The 20,126-nt window shown below is 72.3% G+C and carries 23 protein-coding genes; 13 read left to right on the forward strand and 10 right to left on the reverse strand.

Features of this window, described 5'->3' with window-relative positions:
- Positions 1–235: 235 nt before the first annotated feature.
- Entirely contained in the window at positions 236–868 is a 633-nt protein-coding gene (locus ABD785_RS30565) for a glycerophosphodiester phosphodiesterase (RefSeq protein WP_344835310.1), read from the reverse strand.
- A gap of 72 nt (positions 869–940) precedes the next feature.
- Between ABD785_RS30565 and ABD785_RS30570 the strand changes: the two genes are divergently transcribed.
- On the forward strand, positions 941–1,813 hold the full coding sequence (locus ABD785_RS30570) for an alpha/beta fold hydrolase (RefSeq protein WP_344835312.1): 873 nt from the start codon (positions 941–943) through the stop codon (positions 1,811–1,813).
- Between the two features lie 42 nt (positions 1,814–1,855).
- Here the strand turns inward: ABD785_RS30570 and pip are convergent, their stop codons facing one another.
- Positions 1,856–2,803: a prolyl aminopeptidase gene (gene pip, locus ABD785_RS30575; RefSeq protein WP_344835314.1), complete on the reverse strand. Its 948-nt coding sequence runs from the start codon at positions 2,801–2,803 to the stop codon at positions 1,856–1,858.
- Between the two features lie 67 nt (positions 2,804–2,870).
- Between pip and ABD785_RS30580 the strand changes: the two genes are divergently transcribed.
- Entirely contained in the window at positions 2,871–3,779 is a 909-nt protein-coding gene (locus tag ABD785_RS30580; RefSeq protein WP_344835316.1) for an oxygenase MpaB family protein, read from the forward strand.
- Positions 3,780–3,804: 25 nt separating this feature from the next.
- Here the strand turns inward: ABD785_RS30580 and ABD785_RS30585 are convergent, their stop codons facing one another.
- From ABD785_RS30585 to ABD785_RS30595, 3 genes are all read right to left on the reverse strand, one after another.
- Positions 3,805–4,692, reverse strand: a complete 888-nt coding sequence (locus tag ABD785_RS30585) for a RecB family exonuclease (RefSeq protein ID WP_344835318.1) — start codon at positions 4,690–4,692, stop codon at positions 3,805–3,807.
- 116 nt (positions 4,693–4,808) lie between these two features.
- On the reverse strand, positions 4,809–5,477 hold the full coding sequence (locus ABD785_RS30590) for an MBL fold metallo-hydrolase (protein ID WP_344835320.1): 669 nt from the start codon (positions 5,475–5,477) through the stop codon (positions 4,809–4,811).
- A gap of 104 nt (positions 5,478–5,581) precedes the next feature.
- On the reverse strand, positions 5,582–6,220 hold the full coding sequence (locus ABD785_RS30595; RefSeq protein WP_344835321.1) for a DUF6758 family protein: 639 nt from the start codon (positions 6,218–6,220) through the stop codon (positions 5,582–5,584).
- An 88-nt stretch (positions 6,221–6,308) separates the two neighbouring features.
- On the opposite strand from ABD785_RS30595, the gene ABD785_RS30600 reads away from it, so the two are divergent.
- Together ABD785_RS30600 and ABD785_RS30605 are read left to right on the forward strand one after the other, a co-directional pair.
- Positions 6,309–6,731, forward strand: coding sequence for an NUDIX hydrolase (locus tag ABD785_RS30600; protein WP_344835322.1), 423 nt, complete (start codon positions 6,309–6,311; stop codon positions 6,729–6,731).
- A 35-nt stretch (positions 6,732–6,766) separates the two neighbouring features.
- On the forward strand, positions 6,767–7,474 hold the full coding sequence (locus tag ABD785_RS30605) for a hypothetical protein (RefSeq protein ID WP_344835324.1): 708 nt from the start codon (positions 6,767–6,769) through the stop codon (positions 7,472–7,474).
- A gap of 13 nt (positions 7,475–7,487) precedes the next feature.
- Here the strand turns inward: ABD785_RS30605 and ABD785_RS30610 are convergent, their stop codons facing one another.
- The 3 genes from ABD785_RS30610 to ABD785_RS30620 are packed head-to-tail and all read right to left on the reverse strand — an operon-like array spanning position 7,488 to position 9,617.
- Complete coding sequence (locus tag ABD785_RS30610; RefSeq protein WP_344835326.1) at positions 7,488–8,861, reverse strand: CPBP family intramembrane glutamic endopeptidase; 1,374 nt, start codon at positions 8,859–8,861, stop codon at positions 7,488–7,490.
- A 38-nt stretch (positions 8,862–8,899) separates the two neighbouring features.
- Positions 8,900–9,208 carry a YkvA family protein gene (locus ABD785_RS30615; protein ID WP_344835328.1) on the reverse strand — a complete coding sequence of 103 codons (309 nt, stop codon included), beginning with the start codon at positions 9,206–9,208 and terminating at the stop codon, positions 8,900–8,902.
- 49 nt (positions 9,209–9,257) lie between these two features.
- Positions 9,258–9,617, reverse strand: a complete 360-nt coding sequence (locus tag ABD785_RS30620; protein WP_344835330.1) for an MmcQ/YjbR family DNA-binding protein — start codon at positions 9,615–9,617, stop codon at positions 9,258–9,260.
- 141 nt (positions 9,618–9,758) lie between these two features.
- Here ABD785_RS30620 and pnuC point away from each other — a divergent pair, with 141 nt between their 5' ends.
- From pnuC to ABD785_RS30635, 3 genes are read left to right on the forward strand one after another with little or no spacing between them, the layout of a single operon-like run.
- Complete coding sequence (pnuC, locus tag ABD785_RS30625) at positions 9,759–10,394, forward strand: nicotinamide riboside transporter PnuC (protein WP_344835332.1); 636 nt, start codon at positions 9,759–9,761, stop codon at positions 10,392–10,394.
- Complete coding sequence (locus tag ABD785_RS30630; RefSeq protein ID WP_344835334.1) at positions 10,391–11,458, forward strand: AAA family ATPase; 1,068 nt, start codon at positions 10,391–10,393, stop codon at positions 11,456–11,458. Before pnuC ends, ABD785_RS30630 begins: the two co-directional genes overlap by 4 nt.
- 17 nt (positions 11,459–11,475) lie before the next feature.
- On the forward strand, positions 11,476–11,892 hold the full coding sequence (locus tag ABD785_RS30635; protein WP_344835335.1) for an SRPBCC family protein: 417 nt from the start codon (positions 11,476–11,478) through the stop codon (positions 11,890–11,892).
- 6 nt (positions 11,893–11,898) lie between these two features.
- Here ABD785_RS30635 and ABD785_RS30640 read toward each other — a convergent pair whose 3' ends face one another.
- Positions 11,899–13,056, reverse strand: a complete 1,158-nt coding sequence (locus ABD785_RS30640) for an acyl-CoA dehydrogenase family protein (RefSeq protein ID WP_344835336.1) — start codon at positions 13,054–13,056, stop codon at positions 11,899–11,901.
- Between the two features lie 116 nt (positions 13,057–13,172).
- On the opposite strand from ABD785_RS30640, the gene ABD785_RS30645 reads away from it, so the two are divergent.
- Complete coding sequence (locus tag ABD785_RS30645) at positions 13,173–15,056, forward strand: NACHT domain-containing protein (protein WP_344835337.1); 1,884 nt, start codon at positions 13,173–13,175, stop codon at positions 15,054–15,056.
- A 46-nt stretch (positions 15,057–15,102) separates the two neighbouring features.
- Positions 15,103–15,756, forward strand: a complete 654-nt coding sequence (locus tag ABD785_RS30650) for a maleylpyruvate isomerase N-terminal domain-containing protein (protein WP_344835339.1) — start codon at positions 15,103–15,105, stop codon at positions 15,754–15,756.
- Here the strand turns inward: ABD785_RS30650 and ABD785_RS30655 are convergent.
- Positions 15,743–16,708: an HpcH/HpaI aldolase/citrate lyase family protein gene (locus tag ABD785_RS30655; protein ID WP_344835340.1), complete on the reverse strand. Its 966-nt coding sequence runs from the start codon at positions 16,706–16,708 to the stop codon at positions 15,743–15,745. The two genes, ABD785_RS30650 and ABD785_RS30655, sit on opposite strands and share 14 nt — an antisense overlap.
- Positions 16,709–16,788: 80 nt before the next feature.
- Between ABD785_RS30655 and ABD785_RS30660 the strand changes: the two genes are divergently transcribed.
- From ABD785_RS30660 to ABD785_RS30675, 4 genes are all read left to right on the forward strand, one after another.
- Positions 16,789–17,304, forward strand: a complete 516-nt coding sequence (locus tag ABD785_RS30660) for a hypothetical protein (RefSeq protein WP_344835341.1) — start codon at positions 16,789–16,791, stop codon at positions 17,302–17,304.
- Positions 17,305–17,390: 86 nt separating this feature from the next.
- Entirely contained in the window at positions 17,391–18,323 is a 933-nt protein-coding gene (locus ABD785_RS30665) for a DUF4259 domain-containing protein (RefSeq protein WP_344835342.1), read from the forward strand.
- 68 nt (positions 18,324–18,391) lie between these two features.
- Positions 18,392–19,639: a magnesium transporter MgtE N-terminal domain-containing protein gene (locus tag ABD785_RS30670; protein ID WP_344835343.1), complete on the forward strand. Its 1,248-nt coding sequence runs from the start codon at positions 18,392–18,394 to the stop codon at positions 19,637–19,639.
- Positions 19,636–20,124, forward strand: coding sequence for a DUF1003 domain-containing protein (locus ABD785_RS30675; protein ID WP_344835344.1), 489 nt, complete (start codon positions 19,636–19,638; stop codon positions 20,122–20,124). Before ABD785_RS30670 ends, ABD785_RS30675 begins: the two co-directional genes overlap by 4 nt.
- Positions 20,125–20,126 lie beyond the last annotated feature (2 nt).

The following is a 20,126-nucleotide window of genomic DNA, read 5'->3' on the forward strand; positions in this document are numbered from 1 at the left end:
GCCCGCCGCACGGCCGCCGCCGACGCGGAGCCCGCCGCGGAGGCTCCGGAGGCGGCGCCGAAGCGGACCAGGACCCGCAAGGCGGCCGAACCGGCGCAGGCCCCGGCCGCCGAGACCGAGACCAAGCCGGTCCGCAGGACCCGCGCCCGCAAGGCCCCCGAGGCCGAGGCGGAGTAGCCGCGGTGAGCAGCAGATCCGTCCGGTCGGTGACCGGACGGATCTTCGCTTTCCGGGGTCAGCCCCTGGTGGACAGCCGGAGGGCGAGGGCCTCGGCCGGACGGTCGGTGATCAGGACGGCCACCCGCGGATCGTGGATGTAGCGCCGGATGGTCGGCAGGTCGTTGATCGTCCAGAGCATCGCGGGAAAGCCGGCCTTGGCGCAGCGGTCGAGGACGCCCAGCCCGGCCAGCCGGTAGTTGAGGGCGACCCAGTCCGCCCCGCAGGCCCTGATCCGGTTGACGGGCCCGATGTCGGACACGAAACCGCGCTCCCAGAAAGATCTACCGACCGACAGCGCGCAGTGGACCTCGGGCCTGGCGTCCTTGATCGTCCGGATGGAGCGGGGCGACTTCGTGGTGACCACGTAGTTCCCGGGGCCCATGATCTCCTCCGTCATCTCGACGACGGTGAGCTCGTGCCCCTCCTCCTTCAGGTCCAGATGGGCCTTGGCGCGCCCCTGAAGGAGCTTCAGGGCGTCGAGGACGCCCGTCCGGGGTATTCCGGTCAGCCGGTCGTGGCTCACCAGGAGGTCGCCCGCAGGGCCGCGCCGGATGTCCAGTTCCACGTACTCGGCGCCGGTGGAAAGGGCTCGGGCCAGGGCGGTCGGTTCGTCGTCTGAGTCGCGCCGGTGGGCGGAAACCAGGGCCATGAAGCCACAAGTTACCGGTAGGAGATGGCGGAGAAGGCGGAGGGCCGCTTCGGTTAGGTAGGTTGAAGCACCGTGAGTACGCCCCGGTTTCTCGATCTGCCCCCCGTCGTCCGACGCACCAGCCTGCGCACGGAGCGCGGGAGCTTCGCCGTGCTCGAGGCGCTGCCGGTGGGTGAGCCCGAACGCTGTCCAGCGCTGCTGGTGCCGGGCTTCACCGGGAGCAAGGAGGACTTCCTCGGCGTCCTGCAGACCCTGACGGGCGGCGGCCGCAGGGTCGTGGCGGTCGACATGCGCGGGCAGTACCAGTCCGAGGGCAGCCCGCAGGATCCGGCGGCCTATGGCATCCCGGCCCTGGGCGCCGACGTCGACGCGCTGGTCGAGCTGATGGGCCCGAACCCCGTCCACCTGGTCGGGCACTCCTTCGGCGGGCTCGTCACCCGCGAGACCGTCCTGGCCGATCCGACCGGGATCGCCTCCTTCACGCTCATGTCGTCGGGCCCCTCCGCGGTGACCGGGCCGTCGGCGCTGCGGGCGGGGGCACTGCGCGAGGCGCTGGCCACGCTGACCATGGCCGAGATCTTCGAACTCAAGATCGGCCCCGACGCCCTGGCCGCCGGCCATCCCGCGGAGATCGTGGAGTTCCTGCGGGAGCGGAGCGTCGGCAACTGCCCCCAGGGGCTGATCGGCATGGCGGGCGAGCTGCTGAGCGCCGTCGACAGGGTGGACGAGCTCGCCAAGGTCGCCGACGACGCCGATCTGCCGATCATGGTCCTGTGCGGCGAGGACGACGACGTGTGGGATCCGCGCGTCCAGGCGGCGATGGCCGACCGGCTCGACGCGTCCCGGGTGGTCATCCCCGGCGCCGCCCACTCCCCCGCCTGGGACGCCCCGGAGACCACGGCCCATGCCCTGACCGACTTCTGGAACGCCGCCGAACGTCGCTAGACCGGCGCCTTCCTGGCGTCTCCCACGGGCGATCCGGGCGCCTCAGGGGCGGAAGCGGTCGGTCGCGGCGATGAGGGCGGCCAGGGTTCCGGGCTCGGAGGCGCCGTGGCCCGCGTCCTCCACGATCCGGAGATCGGCCTCCGGCCAGGCGTCGCGCAGGGCGAAGGCGGCGTCGGGGGGCGTCTTCATGTCGTAGCGGCCGTTGACGATCGCGCACGGGATGCCGCGGACCGGGTCCAGGTCGGTGAGGAGGCCGTCGCCGAGGAAGCAGCGGTGGGCGAAGTAGTGCTGCTCGATCCGGGCGAAGGCCAGCAGCAGCCGGTCGTCGAGGTCGGGGGGCGGCACCGGCAGCAGGGTGCCGGCCGACAGCTCCCAGCCCGCCCAGGCGCGCGCCGCCGGGAGGTGGACCGCCGGGTCGGGGTCGGACAGGAGGCGCCCGTAGGCGGCCAGGAGGTCGCCGCGCCGGGCCGGCGGGACCGGCGCGAGGAACGCCGCCCACTCCTCGGGGAACAGCCGGGCCGCGCCGGAGCCGGTGAAGGCCCAGTCCTCGTCGGCGGCGGTGGCGAGGTAGATCCCGCGCAGGACCAGCTCGCTCACCCGGGCCGGGTGGGCGAGGGCGTAGGCCAGGGCGAGGGTGCTCCCCCACGATCCGCCGAACACCAGCCACCGCTCGACGCCCCGGTGCTCGCGGAGCCGTTCGAGGTCGGCGACGAGATGGGCGGTCGTGTTGGCCTCCAGCGTCACCCCCGGATCCCCCGCGTGCGGGGTGCTGCGGCCGCAGTTGCGCTGGTCGAGCAGGATGACGCGGTAGGCCTCCGGGTCGAACCAGCGGGCGCTGCCGGGCACCAGCCCGCCTCCGGGGCCTCCGTGCAGGAAGACCGCGGGCTTGCCGCCGGGGTTCCCGCACTCCTCCCAGTGGATCCGCTGCCCGTCGCCGACGTCGAGCAGGCCGGACGCGTAGGGCTCGATCGGGGGATAGAGGGAAGTCATGCACCCCTTCCTACTCGACCGGGAGGTAACGATACACTTATCGGAATTTGTCTCATGGGAGGTGGCTATGGCGGCGACGGTCGCGGCTCCGGAGAGCGTCACGTGGCGGGTCCACATCGACCGGTCGATGTGGATCGGCGGCGTACGGAGCCTCATGCTCCAGGCGCTGCACCCGATGGCCATGTGGGGGGTCTGGCAGAACTCCAACTTCCAGGAGGACCCGTTCGGACGGCTCCAGCGGACCGCCGACTTCGTGGGCATGGCGACCTTCGGCTCCCACGAGGAGATCGACGAGCTCGCGGCCAAGGTCCGCGGCATCCACCGCCGCCTGCGCATCCTCAACCACGACACCGGCAGGACCGAGCGTCTCGACCAGCCGGAGCTGCTGCGCTGGGTGCACTGCGCCGAGGTCTACTCCTACCTCGAGACCGCCCGCCGCGCGGGGCTCCCCCTGACGGCGAAGATGTGCGACCAGTACCTCGACGAGCAGCGGCACACCGCCACCCACGTCGGCCTGCACGCCGAGGACATCCCCGGCACGGTGGCCGAGACGGAGGCCTACTTCCACGACATGCGCCCGCGGCTGCGGGTGACCGAGGAGGCCCGCGCGACGGCCAAGTTCCTCATCTGGCCGAAGCTGCCGGAGAACCTGCGCTTCCTGTCCCCCGGCAAGCCCGCCTACTTCCCCTTCGGCGCGCTCTGCTACTACTCGCTCCCCGCCTGGGCGCGCGAGATGTACGGGATGCTGCCCGAGGTGCCCCAGCCCGCCGTGACGGCCGCGCTGCGCTCGTTCCGCCTGGCCGTGAACTCCCTGCCGGAGCCCGTGCACGACTACGCGTTCATGAAGCCCACCCGCGACATGCTCGGACGCGCCCGGCAGCGGCTGTCGGCCGACGGCTACGACCTCTCCAAGGGCCTCTACGGGCTCCGTGACCCCCGCCGCTGGCCTGCCGCCCGTCCCCTGACCTCCGCCTGAGAGGCCGCGGGACGGTGCCCCGCCGTCAGGTGACGGCGGGGTGGTCGTCCAGGGCGGCCCACGGTTCCCTGCGGGTGGTCGCGGCCTGGCCCTCGGGGCAGTGCCGGGCGAAGTCGCACCAGCCGCACAGCGGGCCGGTCGAGGGCGGGAAGACCTCGTCATAGGGGGCGTGGTCGGGCGGGGCGTCGACCGGGCGGCGCGGCTTGGGGATCTTCGTGCGGTAGGCGTCGTCGGCGTCGGCGCACTCGGCCGCGATGGCCTCGGCGCGGCCCAGATGGCGGGCCAGGGACTCGTCGGTGTGCCGCCAGGACGCCACCGTGCCGGTCGGCAGATGGTGGAGCTCGACGGTGTGGCAGGGCTTGCGCAGCACGCGGGAGGAGGCGATCGCGTACAGGGCGAGGGCCAGGGAGCCGCGGGCGTCGTCGGAGGTCAGGGGGCGGCGGCCGGTCTTGTAGTCGACGACGGCCAGCTCGGCGCCCCGGTCGTCCAGCCGGTCGATGCGGCCCGAAACGGCGATGACCTCGGTCTTGGTGGCGACGGTGCGTTCCACCCCGGCCGGCTCGTCGAGCGGATCGAGGGCGGCGGCGTAGTCCTCGACCATGACGCGTGCGCGCTCGCGCCAGGCCGCCGACTGCTCGCCGTCACGGAAACCGTCGGTGAGCCAGCCCCTGCTCAGCAGGGTGCCGGCGGGCGCCGCCGTGCGGTCGGCGACGGGCAGGCGCCACCACGCGGCGAGCGCGTTGTGCACGGCCGCGCCCATGCTGTTGTGCGCCCACGGCAGGCCCTTGGACGGCATGGGCCGGTCCAGGTAGGTCATGCGGTACCGGCGCGGGCAGTCGAGCCAGTTGTTCAGCCGCGACGGTGTGCACGAGTACAACCGCCGCGGCATGCCCTCGAGTCCGAGCTGCTCCACGCCTCTACTCCAAAAGTCGTCCGGCGACCGACCCTACGCAAAGGGTCTGACACTCTCCGTCCGACACTCTCGGCCCGACGCTCTCGGCCCGACGCTCGCGGCCGAGGGGTGTGCGGTCAGGCGTCCTCGTCGGAGCGGTTGGACAGCGAGTACCAGGATTCCCAGCGGTCGGCCTCCTCGCCGACCGTGGTCTCCTCGCCCTGGGCGGGCAGGACGCGCGTGTCGCCGGGGATCTGGCCGAACTGGGCGCTGATGGAGTTGAGCTGGGTGTGCAGCTCGGGGTACTCGTCGCCGATCGAGCCGGGCTTGCCGCGCAGGAGGGTGTGGCCCGTGAACAGCACCGCGTCGCCCTCGCTGTACAGCGAGACGCTGCCGGGGGTGAACCCGGGGGTGTGCAGCACCTCCAGCTGGATGCCGGCGATCTCGAAGGTGCCGCCGTCCTCGAGGTACTGGTCGGGCTCGAGGGACTTGAGCTCCTCGTCCTCGGTCTCGAGGGCGAGCTGGCGGAAGAAGTCGCGCCACAGGCTGCGGTCGCCGCGGTGCAGGAGGATCTCGGCGTCGCCGCGCTCCTCGTCGGAGGCGACCTCCAGGACGGTGCTCAGCACGTTGTCGCGCCCGTTGGTGCACACGACGGCCATCACCTCCCGTCCGTCGACGACCTTGAGGACGGCCTCGGCGTCGTTGGCCGGGTCGATCACGATCACGGCGTCGTCGTCGCCGACGACCCACGAGTTGACCTCGACGGTGAACTTCTCGTCGTCCAGCGTTACCGGGCCACTCGTCACAACTTGTTCAATGCGCGCAGTCACGGAGGCAGACTATCCGGCTTGGACGAGAGAACGCACTGCGTCCGCGGAGAGTTGTGCGTGGCCGCGCGGGCGGGGCGGCGTCAGGTGCCCGGGGTCCCCTCCAGCCACGGGCAGGCCGCTCCGTAGGGCAGGTCGAGATCGATGCCGGGTTCGCGCAGGTCGCAGAGGTGAAGATCGCCGATCATCAGCGCGCCCGCCTGGCTCGGCCACAGGATCGCCCACAGCCAGTGACCCATGGCCTCTCCGAGATAGACGGCGCGGTCGGGCCCGGCCTCGACCGCCCACAGCGGCAGCGGGCGTCCCTCGGCGGTGACCTTGGCGTGCGGCGGCCCCTGGGCGAAGCCGTCGCCGGGGTCGGGGCCCGGGATCCCCGCGAGGTGGGCGCCGAGGCCCACGCCGGGCTCCTCGGAGATCATGATCATGTCGGCGGGGCCGGAGGTCAGGCCCGGTCCGGTGAGGGCCACGCCGGTGGCCCGCGCGCCCTCGCGGGCGTCGCCCGCGTGGAGGAAGCCGGTGACCAGCCAGCCGAGCGGCAGCGGCCACGGCAGCCAGAGCGGGACCTTCGCGTTCTTGCGGACGGCCGCCAGGCCCTCCTTCGACGGGCTCCCGGCCAGCAGCGGCAGCACGGGCCCGTGCGACGCGCAGACCCATTCGCTGGACCACGCGTTCGGCGGTTCTAGGTGTCCACGGCACCGTGGACAGGTCGGTTCCGGCCTCACGATTACTCACAGTCGCCGTTCGGGGGCTCCAAGTCAAGGGAGATTCGCTATGTAGTTCCCAAAAGTCTTTACTGGTGGGGTGCGGTGCGTGGGAGCGGTGATCGTCCGGGATGACGCTTTGCTCCTGGTGCGGCGGCGACGTCCCCCCGGCGCGGGGCTGTGGTCGATCCCCGGCGGCCGGGTGGAGGCGGGCGAGTCCGACGCGGCGGCCCTCGTGCGGGAGGTCCTGGAGGAGACGGGTCTGGCCGTCGAGGCCGGGGAGTTCCTCGGCCGGGTCGAGATCCCGGTGCCGGTCCCGCCGGACGGTCCGGTGCTCAGGCCCGGTTTCTGGGGGCCGCGGACCCTCGTCTACGAGGTGTTCGACTACCGGGCGACGGTCGTCGGCGGGGAACTCCTCGCCGGTTCGGACGCCGCCGACGCGCGGTGGCAGCCGTTCGGGTCGCTGAACTCACTCGAGATGACCGCAGGACTGGTGAACGCACTAAGGTCCTGGCGAGTCATACCCGAGTAAAATCGACTCCACCGCACGACCTGAGGGGCGCCCCGATGCAAGAGATCCAGTTCCGGCTGACCGAGCGACAGCGGAAGGTGTATCTGGTCCTCGCCGGGGTGTTCGCCGTCCTCGCGCTGCTCCGGTTCGTGATCAGCTTCGCCAGCGGCCTGTTCACGCTGGTCATCGCCGGTGCGATGGTCGGCTACTACTTCCTGTACGCGAGGTTCGGGCTCGACCTCGGCCAGCAGGGCGTGACCTTCCGCGGCTGGCAGACCAGGACCGTCCCGTGGAACCAGATCACCTCGGTGCAGCCGACCAAGTTCTGGTTCCAGGACCGGGTGCTGTTCACCCTCGCCGACGGCTCGTCCAAGCGCTCCTGGGCGCCGATGAACTACTTCTCGATGCCCGACCGCGAGTTCCCGCTCAAGGTCCAGGGCATTCAGCAGTGGCACGCGCAGTTCGCCGGCGCCCCCGCCCCGCAGGCGCAGTTCGGTCAGGCGCAGTTCCCGCAGCAGCAGCCGCAGTTCGGCCAGCCGCAGCCCTACGGCCAGCAGCCGCCCGCCGCACCGCAGCAGCCCTACGGCCAGCAGCCCGGCTACCAGCAGCAGCCCCAGGGCTACGGCCAGCAGCCCCCGGCCCCGCCGTACGGCCAGCAGCCGGTTTCCCCGCAGCAGCCCTACGGCCAGCCCCAGCCCGGCCAGCAGCCCGGCGAGTGGACCCAGGTCTTCGGCGCCGGCGGCCAGGACCCCAACGCCCGTTGAGCGACGTCCGCGGTCAAGCGACGCCCTCGGTGGAGACCCGTACCGCATCGGTACGGGTCTCCGTCGTCTCCGGGCCGCCCGGCGTGACGGTCCCGACGCGCATCCGGCGGGCCAGGAGCAGGACCGCCAGGGCGTAGAGGATCAGCGGGGGGACGGTCGTGAGCAGGGCGTACCAGGGAGCGCCGCCCTGCTCGAGGGAGAGCGTCCCGGCGGCGGCGGGCAGCAGGAACGCCAGCAGGTTGTTGAGGACGTGCAGCGCGATCGAGGCCTCCAGGCCGCCGGTCCTGATGACGAGCCACGCCGCGACCATCGCGAACACGAAGATGTCGAGCATCGCCCAGCCGGTGTAGCCGTGGCCGAGCACGAAGAGCACGCTGGTGAGGACCATCGCGGGCAGCGGGCCGCGCAGCGCCTTGTAGGAGCCCACGGCCTGGAGCAGCCAGCCGCGGAACACGAACTCCTCGGCCGCCGACTGGAACGGCACGAGCAGCACGATGACCAGGGCGGGCTTCCAGAACTCCGCCCAGCCCACGAACTCCGCGGCCTCGTCGTCCGCCTCGAAGACGACGGAGACCCCGGCGCTCAGCGCGTAGGAGACGGCGACGAAGGCCACCCCGAGGCCGCAGCAGGCGGCCAGCCAGCGCCACCGCATCCGCCCCACGACGGAGATCACGCTCCCGGCGGCCCGCCGCCCGACGCCCCAGGTCACCAGCAGCACCCACGGCAGCACGAGTGCGAGCCCGGCGAGCTGGAAGGCCAGGTCCTCGGTGACGTTCCCGAACATGCCGTCCTCGAGCGGCGCCTCGTCCCCGGTGATCGTCCAGTGCGCGATGCCGCCGGCGATGAGCAGCACCAGCATCGTGCCGAGCACCGCCGCGGCCAGCGCCAGGAACCCGACGACGGGCCGCCACCAGCGGAAGACCGCGTTCCGGCCCATCCTCAGGAACGGCACCCCCGGCTCGACCGGCACGGCCCAGGGCTGCCGGGGCACGGCCACCCACCGGGCGCCGTCCCACGTCCACCCCGGGTACGGCGACGGGAGCTCGTAGGCGGGACCGCCCGCCCGGGGCACTCCGGGACCGTGCGGCGGGGCCGCGACGGCGGGCCGCGGCGCGCCGGGCGCGGGATAGGGCTGTGCGGGATAGGGCTGTGCGGGATAGGGCTGTGCGGGATAAGGCTGCCCGGCGGCCGGAACCGGCTGCCGCGGGCCGCCGGGGACGGGCCCGCCGGACGGCCATTCGGGGGCGGGCGGCCGCAGGGCGGTGTCCTCGGGCAGGCGGGGCCACCGGGGGACGTCCTCGGGCGGCAGGAAGGTGGGGCCGACGCCGTCCGGGGGCGTCCAGGACGGCGGACCGGCGGGATCGGGTGCCGAGGCGTCGTGCTCCATGGGACCGACACTACGCAGCGTGATCCGGAAGCTGATGATCAGGGTCGGATCGTGACCGGACCGGAGTTCTCGCGGTCGCGGCGGGTGAGGCGCTCGATGGTGGCGATCGCGGCCAGGACCACGCCGATGTCGTCCAGGTAGATCGGATCGGGGAGGAAGTCGACGGGGCTGATCGCGTAGAGCCAGGCCGCGTAGTAGGCGAACCTGGCGGTGCCGGGGGCGTCGGGGGCGTGCACGCGCCTGCGCAGCCCGTAGAGCCGGACCAGCACGCGGACGGCCAGGAAGATCGTCACCACGGCCACGACGGCGAGCACGGCGTAGAGCCACAGGGGGATGTCGTCGAACATCGGGCACCTCCTTCTCGGACGCGGGGAGGGGTACCCCCATTCTCCGTGATCAGTCCTGGGCGTCGAGCCGTGCGACCAGGGTTCGCGGGGCGACCTGCCGGTAGGCGTCCAGAACGTGCTCGCCGACGGCCGTCCAGTCGGGTGCGACGTCGAGCCGGACGCCCAGCCAGCCGCGATGGCCGACATAGGGCGGCCTGAAGTAGGTCTCCGGATCGGCGGCCACGCACGCCTCCTGCGCCCCGGGCGGGGCGGCGCACCAGAACGCGAGCCGGTCGTCGTGATGGTGGTCGGCGAACATCACGAAGGCCTTCCTGCCGCGCACGAACCAGACCGGTTCGCCGTGGCTCGGACGCTCGGTGACCTCGGGCAGCGCCAGGCAGAGCGAGCGCAGGTTCTCCAGCGGGTCCATGCAGACGTCATAGCACGGTGAAGACGGATGCTGAAGACGGACGCCGAAGACGGATCGTGAAGTAAGACTCATCATGAGAAAAACCGTTGGCAGGAGGGCCGCCGCCCCGTTATCGTCTGGTTGACGATTTTGGAGGTCGCGATGTTGCACCAGCTCATCGAGCCACTGCTCGAACCCGCCTTCACCCTCGGGGGCACGCCGACCTCGTGGGGCGAGGTGCTCGGCTTCACCACCGGCGCGCTCTGCGTGTGGCTGGTGGTGCGGCAGCATCTGTGGAACTGGCCGATCGGCATCCTCAACGTGATCCTGCTGGGGCTGATCTTCCTCGACAGCGGGCTCTACGCCGACGCCTCCCTCCAGGTGGTCTACGTCGTCCTCAACGCCTACGGCTGGTGGGCGTGGGTCTACGGCGGCGAGGGCAGGACCGCGGAGGTCGTCCGGCGGACGTCGCGGGTGGAGTGGGGCTGGATCGCGGCCGGCCTCGCGGGGTCGACGGCCGTCATGTACCTGGTCCTGACCACGTGGACGGAGTCGACCGTCCCGTTCTGGGACGCGGTCACCACCGCGATCTCCCTGGCCGCGACCTACGGGCAGTGCCGCAAGCTGGCCGAGTCCTGGTGGCTGTGGATCCTCGCCGATCTCGTCTACATCCCGCTCTACGCCCACAAGGAGCTGTACCTGACGAGCGCGCTCTACCTGGTGTTCCTGGCGCTCTGCGTGGCCGGGCTGCGGGCCTGGCGCGCGGAGCTGGGACAGGGAAGGCTGGTGGCGGCATGACGCACGGGCTGGTCATCGGCAAGTTCTATCCGCCGCACGCGGGTCATCACCATCTCATCGACACCGCCGCGGCGGCCTGCGAGACCGTGACGGTCGTGGTCGCGGCGGCGTCCTCGGAGACCGTCCCGCTGGCCGACCGGGCGGCCTGGCTGCGCGAGGCCCATCCGCAGCCGAACGTCCACTTCGCGGCCGTGCTCGACGACGTGCCGGTCGACTACGACGACGCCGACGTCTGGTCGGCGCACGTCGAGGTCTTCCGGCACGGGCTGCGGTCGCTGTGGGGCACCGAGCCGGTCATCGACGCGGTGTTCGGCTCCGAGCCCTATGTGGAGGAGCTGGCCCGGCGGTTCGGCGCGCGCGCCCTTCTCGTGGACGTGGCCCGCGAGGCCTTCCCCGTCAGCGGGACCGCGGTGCGGGCCGATCCCCCCGCGACCTGGCACCATCTGTCGCCCGCGGTGCGCGCCGCGCTGGCCAGGCGGGTGGTGGTCGTCGGCGCGGAGTCGTCGGGCACGACCACCCTCGCCCGTTCGCTCGCCGCCGCCTACGCCGCCCGCGGCGGCGTCTGGGCGGCGACCCGCTGGGTCCCCGAGTACGGCAGGACCTACTGCGAGGAGAAGCTCGGACGCACCCGGCTGACCAGCCCGGACGCCTGGCTCGACGACCTGCCCTGGGAGTCGTCCGAGTTCAGGCTGATCATGGACAGGCAGCTCGCCTGGGAGGACGCCGCCGCCAGGACCGGCTCCCCGCTCCTGGTCTGCGACACCGACGCCTTCGCCACGACCGTCTGGCACGAGCGCTATCTGAACCTGCCCCTGGAGGAACATCCGGCGGCCCGGCACGACCTGTGGATCCTCACCGACGTCCACGGCGTCCCGTTCGAGCAGGACGGCTGGCGGGACGGCGAGACGATCCGCGAGGCCATGCACGACCGGTTCACCGTCGAGCTCAAGGGCCGGCGGCACCTCCTGGTGACGGGCACCCCGGCCGAGCGGCTGGCGCAGGCCGTCGCGGCGGTCGACGCCCTCCTGGCCGAGGGGTGGCGTTTCGGCGCGCCGCCCGGCTGATGTGGTCTGATCGGAAGGTGATCGATCGGGTCGAAGTGACGAGCAGTGCCCCGGCGGAGCGGGTGTTCGAGGTCCTCACGGACTGGCCCCGCCACGGCGAGTGGATGCCCTTCACCAGGGCCGAGGGCGGAACGGGCAACGGAGCCGTGATCAAGGGCTGGACGGGCGTCGGCCCGATCGCCTTCCTGGACACGATGACCATCACCGCCTGGGAACCGGGCCGCCGTGTGGAGGTCGTCCACACCGGCCGCCTGGTCCGCGGCGAAGGCTGGTTCGCCACCACCCCGCTGCCCGGCGGCGGCTGCGCCGTCGAGTGGGGCGAACGCCTCGCCCCACCCCTGGGCGGCCTCCCCTGGAAGATCATCGGCCCGCCCTTCCGGCTCTTCATGCGCGTCGGCCTCCGCCGCCTGGCCCGCCTCGCCGAACGCCCCTGAGGCGTCTCAGCCGAGGAGGCGCTTGGCGATGATCATTTTCTGGATGTCGGCGGTGCCCTCGCCGATGAGGAGCATGGGGGCCTCGCGGTAGAGGCGCTCGATCTCCGAGTCCTTGGAGTAGCCGAAGCCGCCGTGGATGCGGAGGGAGTCCTCGACGACCTCCTTGCAGTACTCGCCCGCGAGGAGCTTGGCCATGCCCGCCTCGAGGTCGTTGCGTCCGTGCTCCTTGCGGCGGGCGGCCATCAGGACCATCTGGTGGCCGGCCTCGACCTTGGTCGCCATCTCCGCGATCCGGAACCGGACGGCCTGGTGCTCGGCGATCGGCACCCCGAACGCGCGCCGCTCCTTGGCGTAGGCGACGGCCAGCTCCAGCGCCCGCTGGGCCATCCCGCAGGCCCGGGCGGCGACGTTCACCCGGCCGACCTCGACCCCGTCCATCATCTGGAAGAAGCCGCGGCCCTCGACCCCGCCCAGCAGCGCGGACTCCGGCACCCGGTGGCCGTCGAAGATCAGCTCGGTGGTCTCGACTCCCTTGTAACCCATCTTCTCGATCTTGCCGGGGATGGTCAGGCCCGGCTCGACCTCGCCGTAACCCGGCGCCTTCTCCACCAGGAAGGTGGACATGCCGCGGTGGCCGCCGTCCGGTGAGGTGCGGGTGAGGGTGGCGACGAGCGTCGCGGTGGCGCCGTTGGTGAGCCAGTACTTCTGCCCGGTGATCGCGTACCCGTCACCGTCCCGGACGGCCCTGGTCGTGATCGCCGAGACGTCCGACCCGCAGCCCGGCTCCGACATGGAGAAGGCCCCGCGCACCTCCCCGGTCGCCATCCGGGGCAGGAACCGCGCCTTCTGCTCCTCGGTCCCGTGCTGCATGATCATCCAGGCGACGATGAAGTGCGTGTTGATGATCCCGCTGACCGACATCCAGCCCCGGGCGAGCTGCTCGACGGCCAGCGCGTAGGTCAGCAGCGACTCCCCCGCCCCGCCGTACTCCTCGGGGATCATGAGCCCGAACAGGCCGAGCTCCCTCATCCCCGCGACGATCCGCTCCGGGTACTCGTCCGCGTGCTCGAGCTCCGTCGCGACCGGCAGCACCTCCTTCTCCACGAAGTCCCGCACCGCCGCGACGATCGCCTCTTGGACGTCGGAAAGCCCCTCGGTATACATAGAACGAGATTCTAGTCAGCACCCGCTTACCGGAGAGCGGGCGGTGTCACGGAGCCCGCGTCACGATGGGACAACTCCCCCGGTCCGGCACGGCCGGCTTCGGCAGAGTGGGGCATATGGACCAGACGGTGTCGAACAGCTATGTCGCCGGATCCGTGGTGATGATCTCGGGGGTGGCCGGGAACGTCAGCGTCGTGGTCCGCGAGACGCCTGCGGAGATCGTCCACGGGCAGCTCCAGCGGCTGGCCGAGGTGGTGCGGGGCGTCGCGGACGCGCAGTGGCGCAGCCGGCAGCAGCACCAGGCCGACCTGCGGGTCGGCTGGCGGACGGTGGGACCCCCGGTGAGCGACCACTGGGAGACGATCACCGGCGAAGACCGTGCCGTGTCCTTCGACGGGGACGGCGGCGACCTGCTCGGCCTGGTCTCGGGGACGGTCCCGACCCACCGGGTCGTGCTGCTCGGCGACCCGGGAGCGGGCAAGAGCGCCCTGGCCGCGCGGTTCGTCCTCGACTGGATCGAGCGCCGGGACACCGTCGTTCCGCGATCCGGCTGGGCGGAACAGCGCGTCCCCCTCGAGCTGCGGGTGCCCGTGCTCCTGCGGCTGCCGACCTGGGATCCGCGCGAGCACTCGCTCCACGTGTGGATCGGGCAGCGCCTGGCGAGCGACTACGGCATCTCGGGCGAGGTTCCGGTGGAGGGCATCGTGCCCGTCCTGGACGGGCTGGACGAGATGACGCCCGCCTTGCGGCCGCTGGCGGTCGAGCAGATCAACCAGAACCTCTCGCGGGGCACGGGAGCGGCTCCGGTGCTGCTGACGTGCCGCGGCGACGACTACCGGCGGATCATCGCCGGGGGTGCGCAGCTGCGCGGCGCCGCCGTGGTCGAGATCGCGTCGCTGGGCGTCGAGGACGTCGTCTCCTACCTGCGCGGGGCGGCCCTGCCGCTGGTCGCGCGGCGGTGGTCGGCGGTGTTCGGCAGGCTGCGCGCCGATCCGTCCGGGCCGCTCGCCCAGGCGCTCAGGACGCCGCTGGCGGTGTCCCTCGCCCGCGTCGCCTACCGCGGGGTGGACGCCGACCCCGGCGAGCTGCTGTCCCTGCCGGACCGGGCGGCCGTCCTCCGGCGGCTGCTCGATCTCACCGTCCCGGCCGCCTACCCCGATCCGCCGGTCGACGCCGACCACTGGCGGCGATCGGACGCCGCGAAGTGGCTCGGGACGCTGGCCCGCCACGCACGGAGGCGCCATGCCACCGAGATCGCCTGGTGGGAGCTCTACACGCGGGTGCCGCGCCCGGCGAGGTTCCTCACCGCCGCCCTCCCCGCGGGCCTGTGCGTGGTCCTCGCCGCGGACCCGGCGACCGGCGTGGCCATGGCGATCGCGCTCGGCCTGGGCAACGCCCTGTATCCGCCGAGCTCGACCTACCAGCGCGGCATGACGGGGCTCTTCCGGCGCGGGCACTCCCTGCGGCTGCGGCTCTTCGGCGTCGCGCTGGTCGTCGCGCTCACCGGCGGCCTGGGCGCGCCGGTCATGGGCCTCGGAAGCCTGATCGGCGGGGGCTCCTTCTCGACGGGAGCGCTGGCCGGCCTGGTCCTCGCGGGCGCCGCCGGGGTGATGGCGATGTTCGGGGGCGCCTTCGGCGGGTTCGACGCGTCGTCCGGCGTCAGCCCCCGCCGGACGATCCGCGCGAGCAGGCGCTGGACCCTGACCTACCTCTGGTTCCCCGCCGCGGCCGTCGGCTGTGCGGCGGGCCTGACCTTCGGCGAGGCCGAACCCGCCCCGAGCGCGGCCATCGCCCTGTGCACGGCCCTGACCCTGTTCAGCCGCAACCCCTGGGCCGAGTTCGCCGCCTCCCGCGTCTGGTCGGCGGCGACCGGCGCCCTCCCCTGGGAGCTGACCGCCTTCCTCGACGACGCCTGTCACCGGGGCGTCCTGCGCCAGTTCGGCGCCGTCTACCAGTTCGAGCACGTCCTCCTGCGCGACCACCTGTCCTCGCCGGGGTGAGGGGAATGCGCCGCCGGCAGGGGTCCGACGGATTAGCGTGGGGTGAATGGATCTCTTCTCGCGCTCCCTGACGGCGTTGATGGCGGCCATCGGCGACCTTCCGGACGAGGACTTCGAGCGGCCGTCGGGCTGTGCGGGCTGGCTCGTCCGCGATCTGGCCTGCCACCTGACCCTCGGCGCGCAGGACGTGCTGATCACCCTGGTCACGCCCGCCGAGGGGGAGCCGACCGTGGACGAGGTCACCTACTGGCACCTCGTGGAGCCGCCGACCGGCGACGACCCGTTCGACGCGCTGATCCCCCGCCTGGCCGACGCCTACGGCGAGCCGCGCCTGCTGAAGCACCACCTCGACGACCTCGGTTCCGCCGCGGACCGCGCCGCCGCCCTCGCCGATCCCGCCGGCCGGGTCGGCACCCGCGACGAGATCATCACGGTCGCCGACTTCCTGTCCGTCTACGTCCTGGAGTGGACGCTCCACCACCTCGACCTGGTCGCCCACCTCGCCGCGGCCCCCGCCCCGCCCGCCGAGACCCTCGCGGCGTCCCGCACGGCCCTGGAGCGGATCGCGGGAACCCCGTTCCCCGCCTCGTTCTCCGACGAGGACGCCCTCCGCGCGGGTACCGGCCGCCGCGCCCCGACAGAGGCCGAGACGGCCGCCCTCGGCCCCTTCGCCGGAGCCCTTCCCCTCATCCTCGGCTGACGCCGGGGGTGCCGGCCTCGGGGGTGAAGGTCCTGGTGCGGGTGAGACCGGCGGCGCGGCCCTTGGCGGCGATGACGAGGGCCATCTTGCGGGAGGCCTCGTCGATCATCTCGTCGCCGAGGGTGGCGGCGCCGCGCTTCTCGACCGTCGTGGAGTGGTGGTAGGCCTCGAGGATGAGCTCGGCGTGGTCGTAGTCGTCCTGGGACGGGGAGAAGACCTCGTTGCCGGCGTCGATCTGGGCGGGGTGCAGGACCCACTTGCCGTCGAAGCCGAGGGCGGCGCTGCGGCGGGCGACGCGGGTGAAGGCGTCGACGTCGCGGATGTTGAAGTACGGGCCGTCGATGGCCTGGAGGTCGTAGGCGCGGGCCGCCATCAGGATGCGCATGAGGATGTAGTGGTAGGCGTCGCCCTCGTCGTAGCCGGGGGGCTGCTCGCCGACGACCAGCGTCTTCATGTTGATCGACGCCATGAAGTCGCCGGGGCCGAAGATCAGGGTCTCCAGGCGGGGCGAGGACGCGGCGATCGCGTCGACGTTGATGAGGCCCTTCGCGTCCTCGATCTGGGCCTCGATGCCGATGCCGCCGACCGGCAGGCCGGCCGAGCGCTCGATCTGGGTGAGGAGCTTGTCGAGCCAGAGGACGTCGGACGGGTCACCGACCTTGGGGAGCATGACGCAGTCGAGGTGGGCGCCCGCCCCCTCGACCACCTCGATGACGTCCTTGTAGGTCCAGGGGGTGTCGAGGGCGTTGACGCGGACCGCCCGCACCTTCCCCGACCAGTCACCCTCGTTGAGCGCCGCCACCACGTTCTTGCGGGCCTCGGCCTTGGCGTCCTCCGCGACGGCGTCCTCGAGGTCGAGGAAGATCTCGTCGGCGGGCAGGCTCTGGGCCTTCTCGATGAAGCGGGCACTGCTGCCGGGCACGGCCAGGGTCGTACGACGCGAACGCTGCATGCGGCGAGATTACCGAGGGGACGTGCCGGGGCCCGAGGGCAGGTTCCCCAACGCGGCGGCCACCCGTCATGATGAGTGCCATGACAGAGGCGCTCGTCGACGAGGCGATGAAGAAGTCGGGCCTGGTCTGGCTCGAGCTCGACCGGGCCCGTCCCGCCTGGCATCTCTGGCACGACGGCGCCGCCTACGTGCTCACCGGCGGCGCGGACGAGCAGCCGCTCCCCGGCCTGCCGGAGGCCTCGACGGTCACCGTGCTGGTCCGCAGCAAGGACAAGGGCTCCCAGCTCGTCCGCTGGGTCGCCGAGGTCGCCGAGATCCCGGCCGGCACCCCGGAATGGGACGAGATCACCCCGCTGCTGTTCAAGGAGCGCCTCAACGCCCGCCCCCAGCCGGAGGACGAGCACGAGCGCGGCAAGGCCCACAACCCCGTCCCCCGCTGGTCCCACCAGTCCTGGCTGCTCAAGCTCACCCCGACGGGCGAGATCCTCCCCCCGCCGGACGGCTACGCCGCCGTCCGCCCCGTCGAGACCCCCGCCGCCAATACCACCCGCAAGCCCTTCATGATCGGCGGCAAGCGCCGCAAGATCGACCGATAGCGCCGGTCTCCGCCCCGCCCTACCGCGTCAAGGGCACATAAAGGGACGGGTAACCTTCCTGGCCACCCCCCAGTGGAAGGAAGGCCATGGATCTGCCCTTTGCGGGCACGTTCGACAGCGACGAGGCTTCGGACGTTCTTTGGGACCTCGACGAGGCCGACGACGTGGTCGCCGCGATGACCGACCTGCTCGTCGACTTCCTCGAGGACAACGAGGAGTACGTCAACGAGGGCGCGTCCGAGGCGGCGCTCGCCGTGGCGTGCCTGATCGCGGCGCGGCTGTCGGGGATCGCGCCGGAGGCCGACGAGGAGGCCCACCACTGGCTCGGGCGCAACCTCTTCGAGGTCTCCGAGGAGCTGCGGGAGCTGGCGGCCAGCGCCTTCACCCTCGCCCTGCGCTACGAGGACAACCACCTCAACCAGTTCGCGTCGCAGCGCCAGTGGCATCTGCTGCGCGAGCATCTGGAGCCCTACCGGCGCTCGCTTTTCGGCGTTCCGCAGCGCGTACCGGATCTCTACGAACCCGACCTGTCCGAGGGCGACTGGTTCGTCGTGGACCTCTTCGGTCCCTACGGCCCGGTGCCGGACGACGCCCCCTACAGCACGGCCGTGACGGCGCTGGCGGACACGATCAACACCTCGCCCGAGTGGATGGAGTGGTGGCTTCCGGCCGGGCTCCAGTCGCTGATCGTCCATGCCCGCCTCGAACGGGACGGCGGCGCCCCCGCCGTCGGCGGCATCTGGAACGGCCTGACCCGTGGCCGCACGACCGTCCGGCTCGAACAGGATCTTCTGTACCTGGACGTCCTCGACGAGGACCGGCTCGCCGCCGACCTGGCGGCGGGGCTCCAGCGGGTCGCCGACCGGCTGGGGCTCGGCCCCCTTCCCTCCCTCTCCCCCGCCGCGTCGTCCCGCTCCCCGCGCCGGGTCCCCCGGTCCTCTCCCCGGGCCGAGCGGACGTCCCCGCCGCCTCCGGCCCCCGTCCGCCTGAACGTGGTCCGCGCTTCGCACCAGCTCTGACCTGGGCGGACGTGGAGTTCGGTATGGGTGGTCCGTTCAGGCTTGTCGATCTTGGGTAGCCTCAGGGCATGAGCTCGGGGCCGTCGAGGGTGTTCGTCGCGCGCCTGGCCGGGATCGCCGTCTTCGACCCGGCAGGCGAGCAGGTCGGGCGCGTCCGCGACGTGGTCGTCGCCCTGCGGTCCGACCAGCGCCGCCCCCGCGTGCTGGGCCTGGTCGTCGACGTACCGCCGCGCCGGCCGGTGTTCCTGCCGATCACCCGGGTGACGACCATCGACGCCGATGCCGTGATCTTCAACGGCCGCCTCAACATGCGGCGCTTCTCCCAGCGCGCCGCCGAGACGCTGGCGATCGCCGAGATGCTGGATCGCAAGGTCAAGGTCGGCGGTGAGGACTTCATCGCCATCGACGTCGCCATGGAGCCGCTGCGCACCCGCGACTGGGAGATCGCCCGGGTCGCCGTGCGGCGCAACGGCAAGCTGCGGCGGCGCGGCGAGACCATCGTCGTGGAATGGGAGTCGATCACCGGGTTCGGGGTCGCCGAGGAGCAGCAGGGCGCGGCCAGCCTGATCGCGGCCTTCGAGCGGATGAAGCCCGCCGACCTCGCCAACGTGATCCACGAGCTGACGCCGAAGCGCCGCGGAGAGGTCGCCGCCGCCCTCGACGACGAGCGTCTCGCCGACATCCTCGAGGAGCTCCCCGAGGACGACCAGGTCGAGATCCTCAGCAAGCTGCACATGGACCGCGCCGCCGACGTCCTGGAGGCGATGGGCCCCGACGACGCCGCCGACCTGCTCGGCGAGCTCCCCGTCGACCAGCGCGAGCAGCTCCTGCGGCTGATGGAGCCCGACGAGGCCGAGCCCGTCCGGCGGCTGCTCTCCTACGCCGACAACACCGCGGGCGGCCTCATGACCACCGAACCGGTGATCCTCCCGCCGGACTCGACCGTCGCCGAGGCCCTCGCCCAGATCCGCAACCCCGACCTGAACCCCGCGCTCGCCGCCCAGGTCTACGTCTGCCGGCCGCCGACCGAGACGCCCACCGGACGCTACCTCGGCACCGTCCACTTCCAGCGGCTGCTGCGCGACCCGCCCTCGACGCTCGTCGGCGGCATCGTCGACCGGGCCCTGTCGCCGCTGCGCCCCACGATGTCGCTCGAGACCGTCGCGGGACATCTGGCGATCTACAACCTGGTGTCGGCCGCCGTCGTCGACGAGGACGGCCGCATGCTCGGCGCGGTCACCATCGACGACGTCCTCGACCACCTCCTGCCCGAGGACTGGCGCGAGGGCGTCATGGACACCGGGGACGAGCCGTGACCCCCGGCCGCCTCGACCAGCCGCGCGACACGCGCCGCAAGCTCGTTCCCGCCTACGACCCCGAGTCGTTCGGCCGGATGTCGGAGCGGATCGCCCGCTTCATGGGCACGGCCCGGTTCCTCGTCTACATGACGGGGATCATCGCGGTCTGGGTGCTCTGGAACGCCGTGGCCCCGTCCGGGCTGCGCTTCGACCCCTACCCGTTCATCTTCCTGACCTTCACGCTGTCGCTCCAGGCGTCCTACGCGGCGCCGCTGATCCTGCTCGCCCAGAACCGTCAGGCCGACCGCGACCGGGTCCAGTACGAGCGCGACCGCGCGCAGAACGAGCGGTCGATCGCCGACACCGAGTACCTCACCCGGGAGATCGCCGGGCTCCGCCAGGCCCTCGGCGAGGTCGCCACGCGCGACTACCTGCGCTCGGAGCTCCAGCAGTTCCTCAAGGAGCTCGACGCCAGGGACGACCGGCAGCCCGAGGCGCCCTGACC

Origin of the sequence: Actinocorallia longicatena (assembly GCF_039534125.1) — a bacterium.
GTDB lineage: Bacteria > Actinomycetota > Actinomycetes > Streptosporangiales > Streptosporangiaceae > Actinocorallia > Actinocorallia longicatena.

What these genes read in the sequence shown, in the direction of transcription:
- ABD785_RS30650 (WP_344835339.1), top strand. Translation starts at nt 15,103, where the DNA reads ATGGATCTCTTCTCGCGCTCCCTGACGGCGTTGATGGCGGCCATCGGC.
- ABD785_RS30610 (WP_344835326.1), bottom strand. Translation starts at nt 8,861, where the DNA reads ATGGAGCACGACGCCTCGGCACCCGATCCCGCCGGTCCGCCGTCCTGG.
- pip (WP_344835314.1), bottom strand. Translation starts at nt 2,803, where the DNA reads ATGACTTCCCTCTATCCCCCGATCGAGCCCTACGCGTCCGGCCTGCTC.
- ABD785_RS30645 (WP_344835337.1), top strand. Translation starts at nt 13,173, where the DNA reads ATGGACCAGACGGTGTCGAACAGCTATGTCGCCGGATCCGTGGTGATG.
- ABD785_RS30565 (WP_344835310.1), bottom strand. Translation starts at nt 868, where the DNA reads ATGGCCCTGGTTTCCGCCCACCGGCGCGACTCAGACGACGAACCGACC.
- ABD785_RS30615 (WP_344835328.1), bottom strand. Translation starts at nt 9,208, where the DNA reads ATGTTCGACGACATCCCCCTGTGGCTCTACGCCGTGCTCGCCGTCGTG.
- pnuC (WP_344835332.1), top strand. Translation starts at nt 9,759, where the DNA reads ATGTTGCACCAGCTCATCGAGCCACTGCTCGAACCCGCCTTCACCCTC.
- ABD785_RS30605 (WP_344835324.1), top strand. Translation starts at nt 6,767, where the DNA reads ATGCAAGAGATCCAGTTCCGGCTGACCGAGCGACAGCGGAAGGTGTAT.
- ABD785_RS30630 (WP_344835334.1), top strand. Translation starts at nt 10,391, where the DNA reads ATGACGCACGGGCTGGTCATCGGCAAGTTCTATCCGCCGCACGCGGGT.
- ABD785_RS30640 (WP_344835336.1), bottom strand. Translation starts at nt 13,056, where the DNA reads ATGTATACCGAGGGGCTTTCCGACGTCCAAGAGGCGATCGTCGCGGCG.
- ABD785_RS30665 (WP_344835342.1), top strand. Translation starts at nt 17,391, where the DNA reads ATGGATCTGCCCTTTGCGGGCACGTTCGACAGCGACGAGGCTTCGGAC.
- ABD785_RS30655 (WP_344835340.1), bottom strand. Translation starts at nt 16,708, where the DNA reads ATGCAGCGTTCGCGTCGTACGACCCTGGCCGTGCCCGGCAGCAGTGCC.
- ABD785_RS30670 (WP_344835343.1), top strand. Translation starts at nt 18,392, where the DNA reads ATGAGCTCGGGGCCGTCGAGGGTGTTCGTCGCGCGCCTGGCCGGGATC.
- ABD785_RS30620 (WP_344835330.1), bottom strand. Translation starts at nt 9,617, where the DNA reads ATGGACCCGCTGGAGAACCTGCGCTCGCTCTGCCTGGCGCTGCCCGAG.
- ABD785_RS30580 (WP_344835316.1), top strand. Translation starts at nt 2,871, where the DNA reads ATGGCGGCGACGGTCGCGGCTCCGGAGAGCGTCACGTGGCGGGTCCAC.
- ABD785_RS30660 (WP_344835341.1), top strand. Translation starts at nt 16,789, where the DNA reads ATGACAGAGGCGCTCGTCGACGAGGCGATGAAGAAGTCGGGCCTGGTC.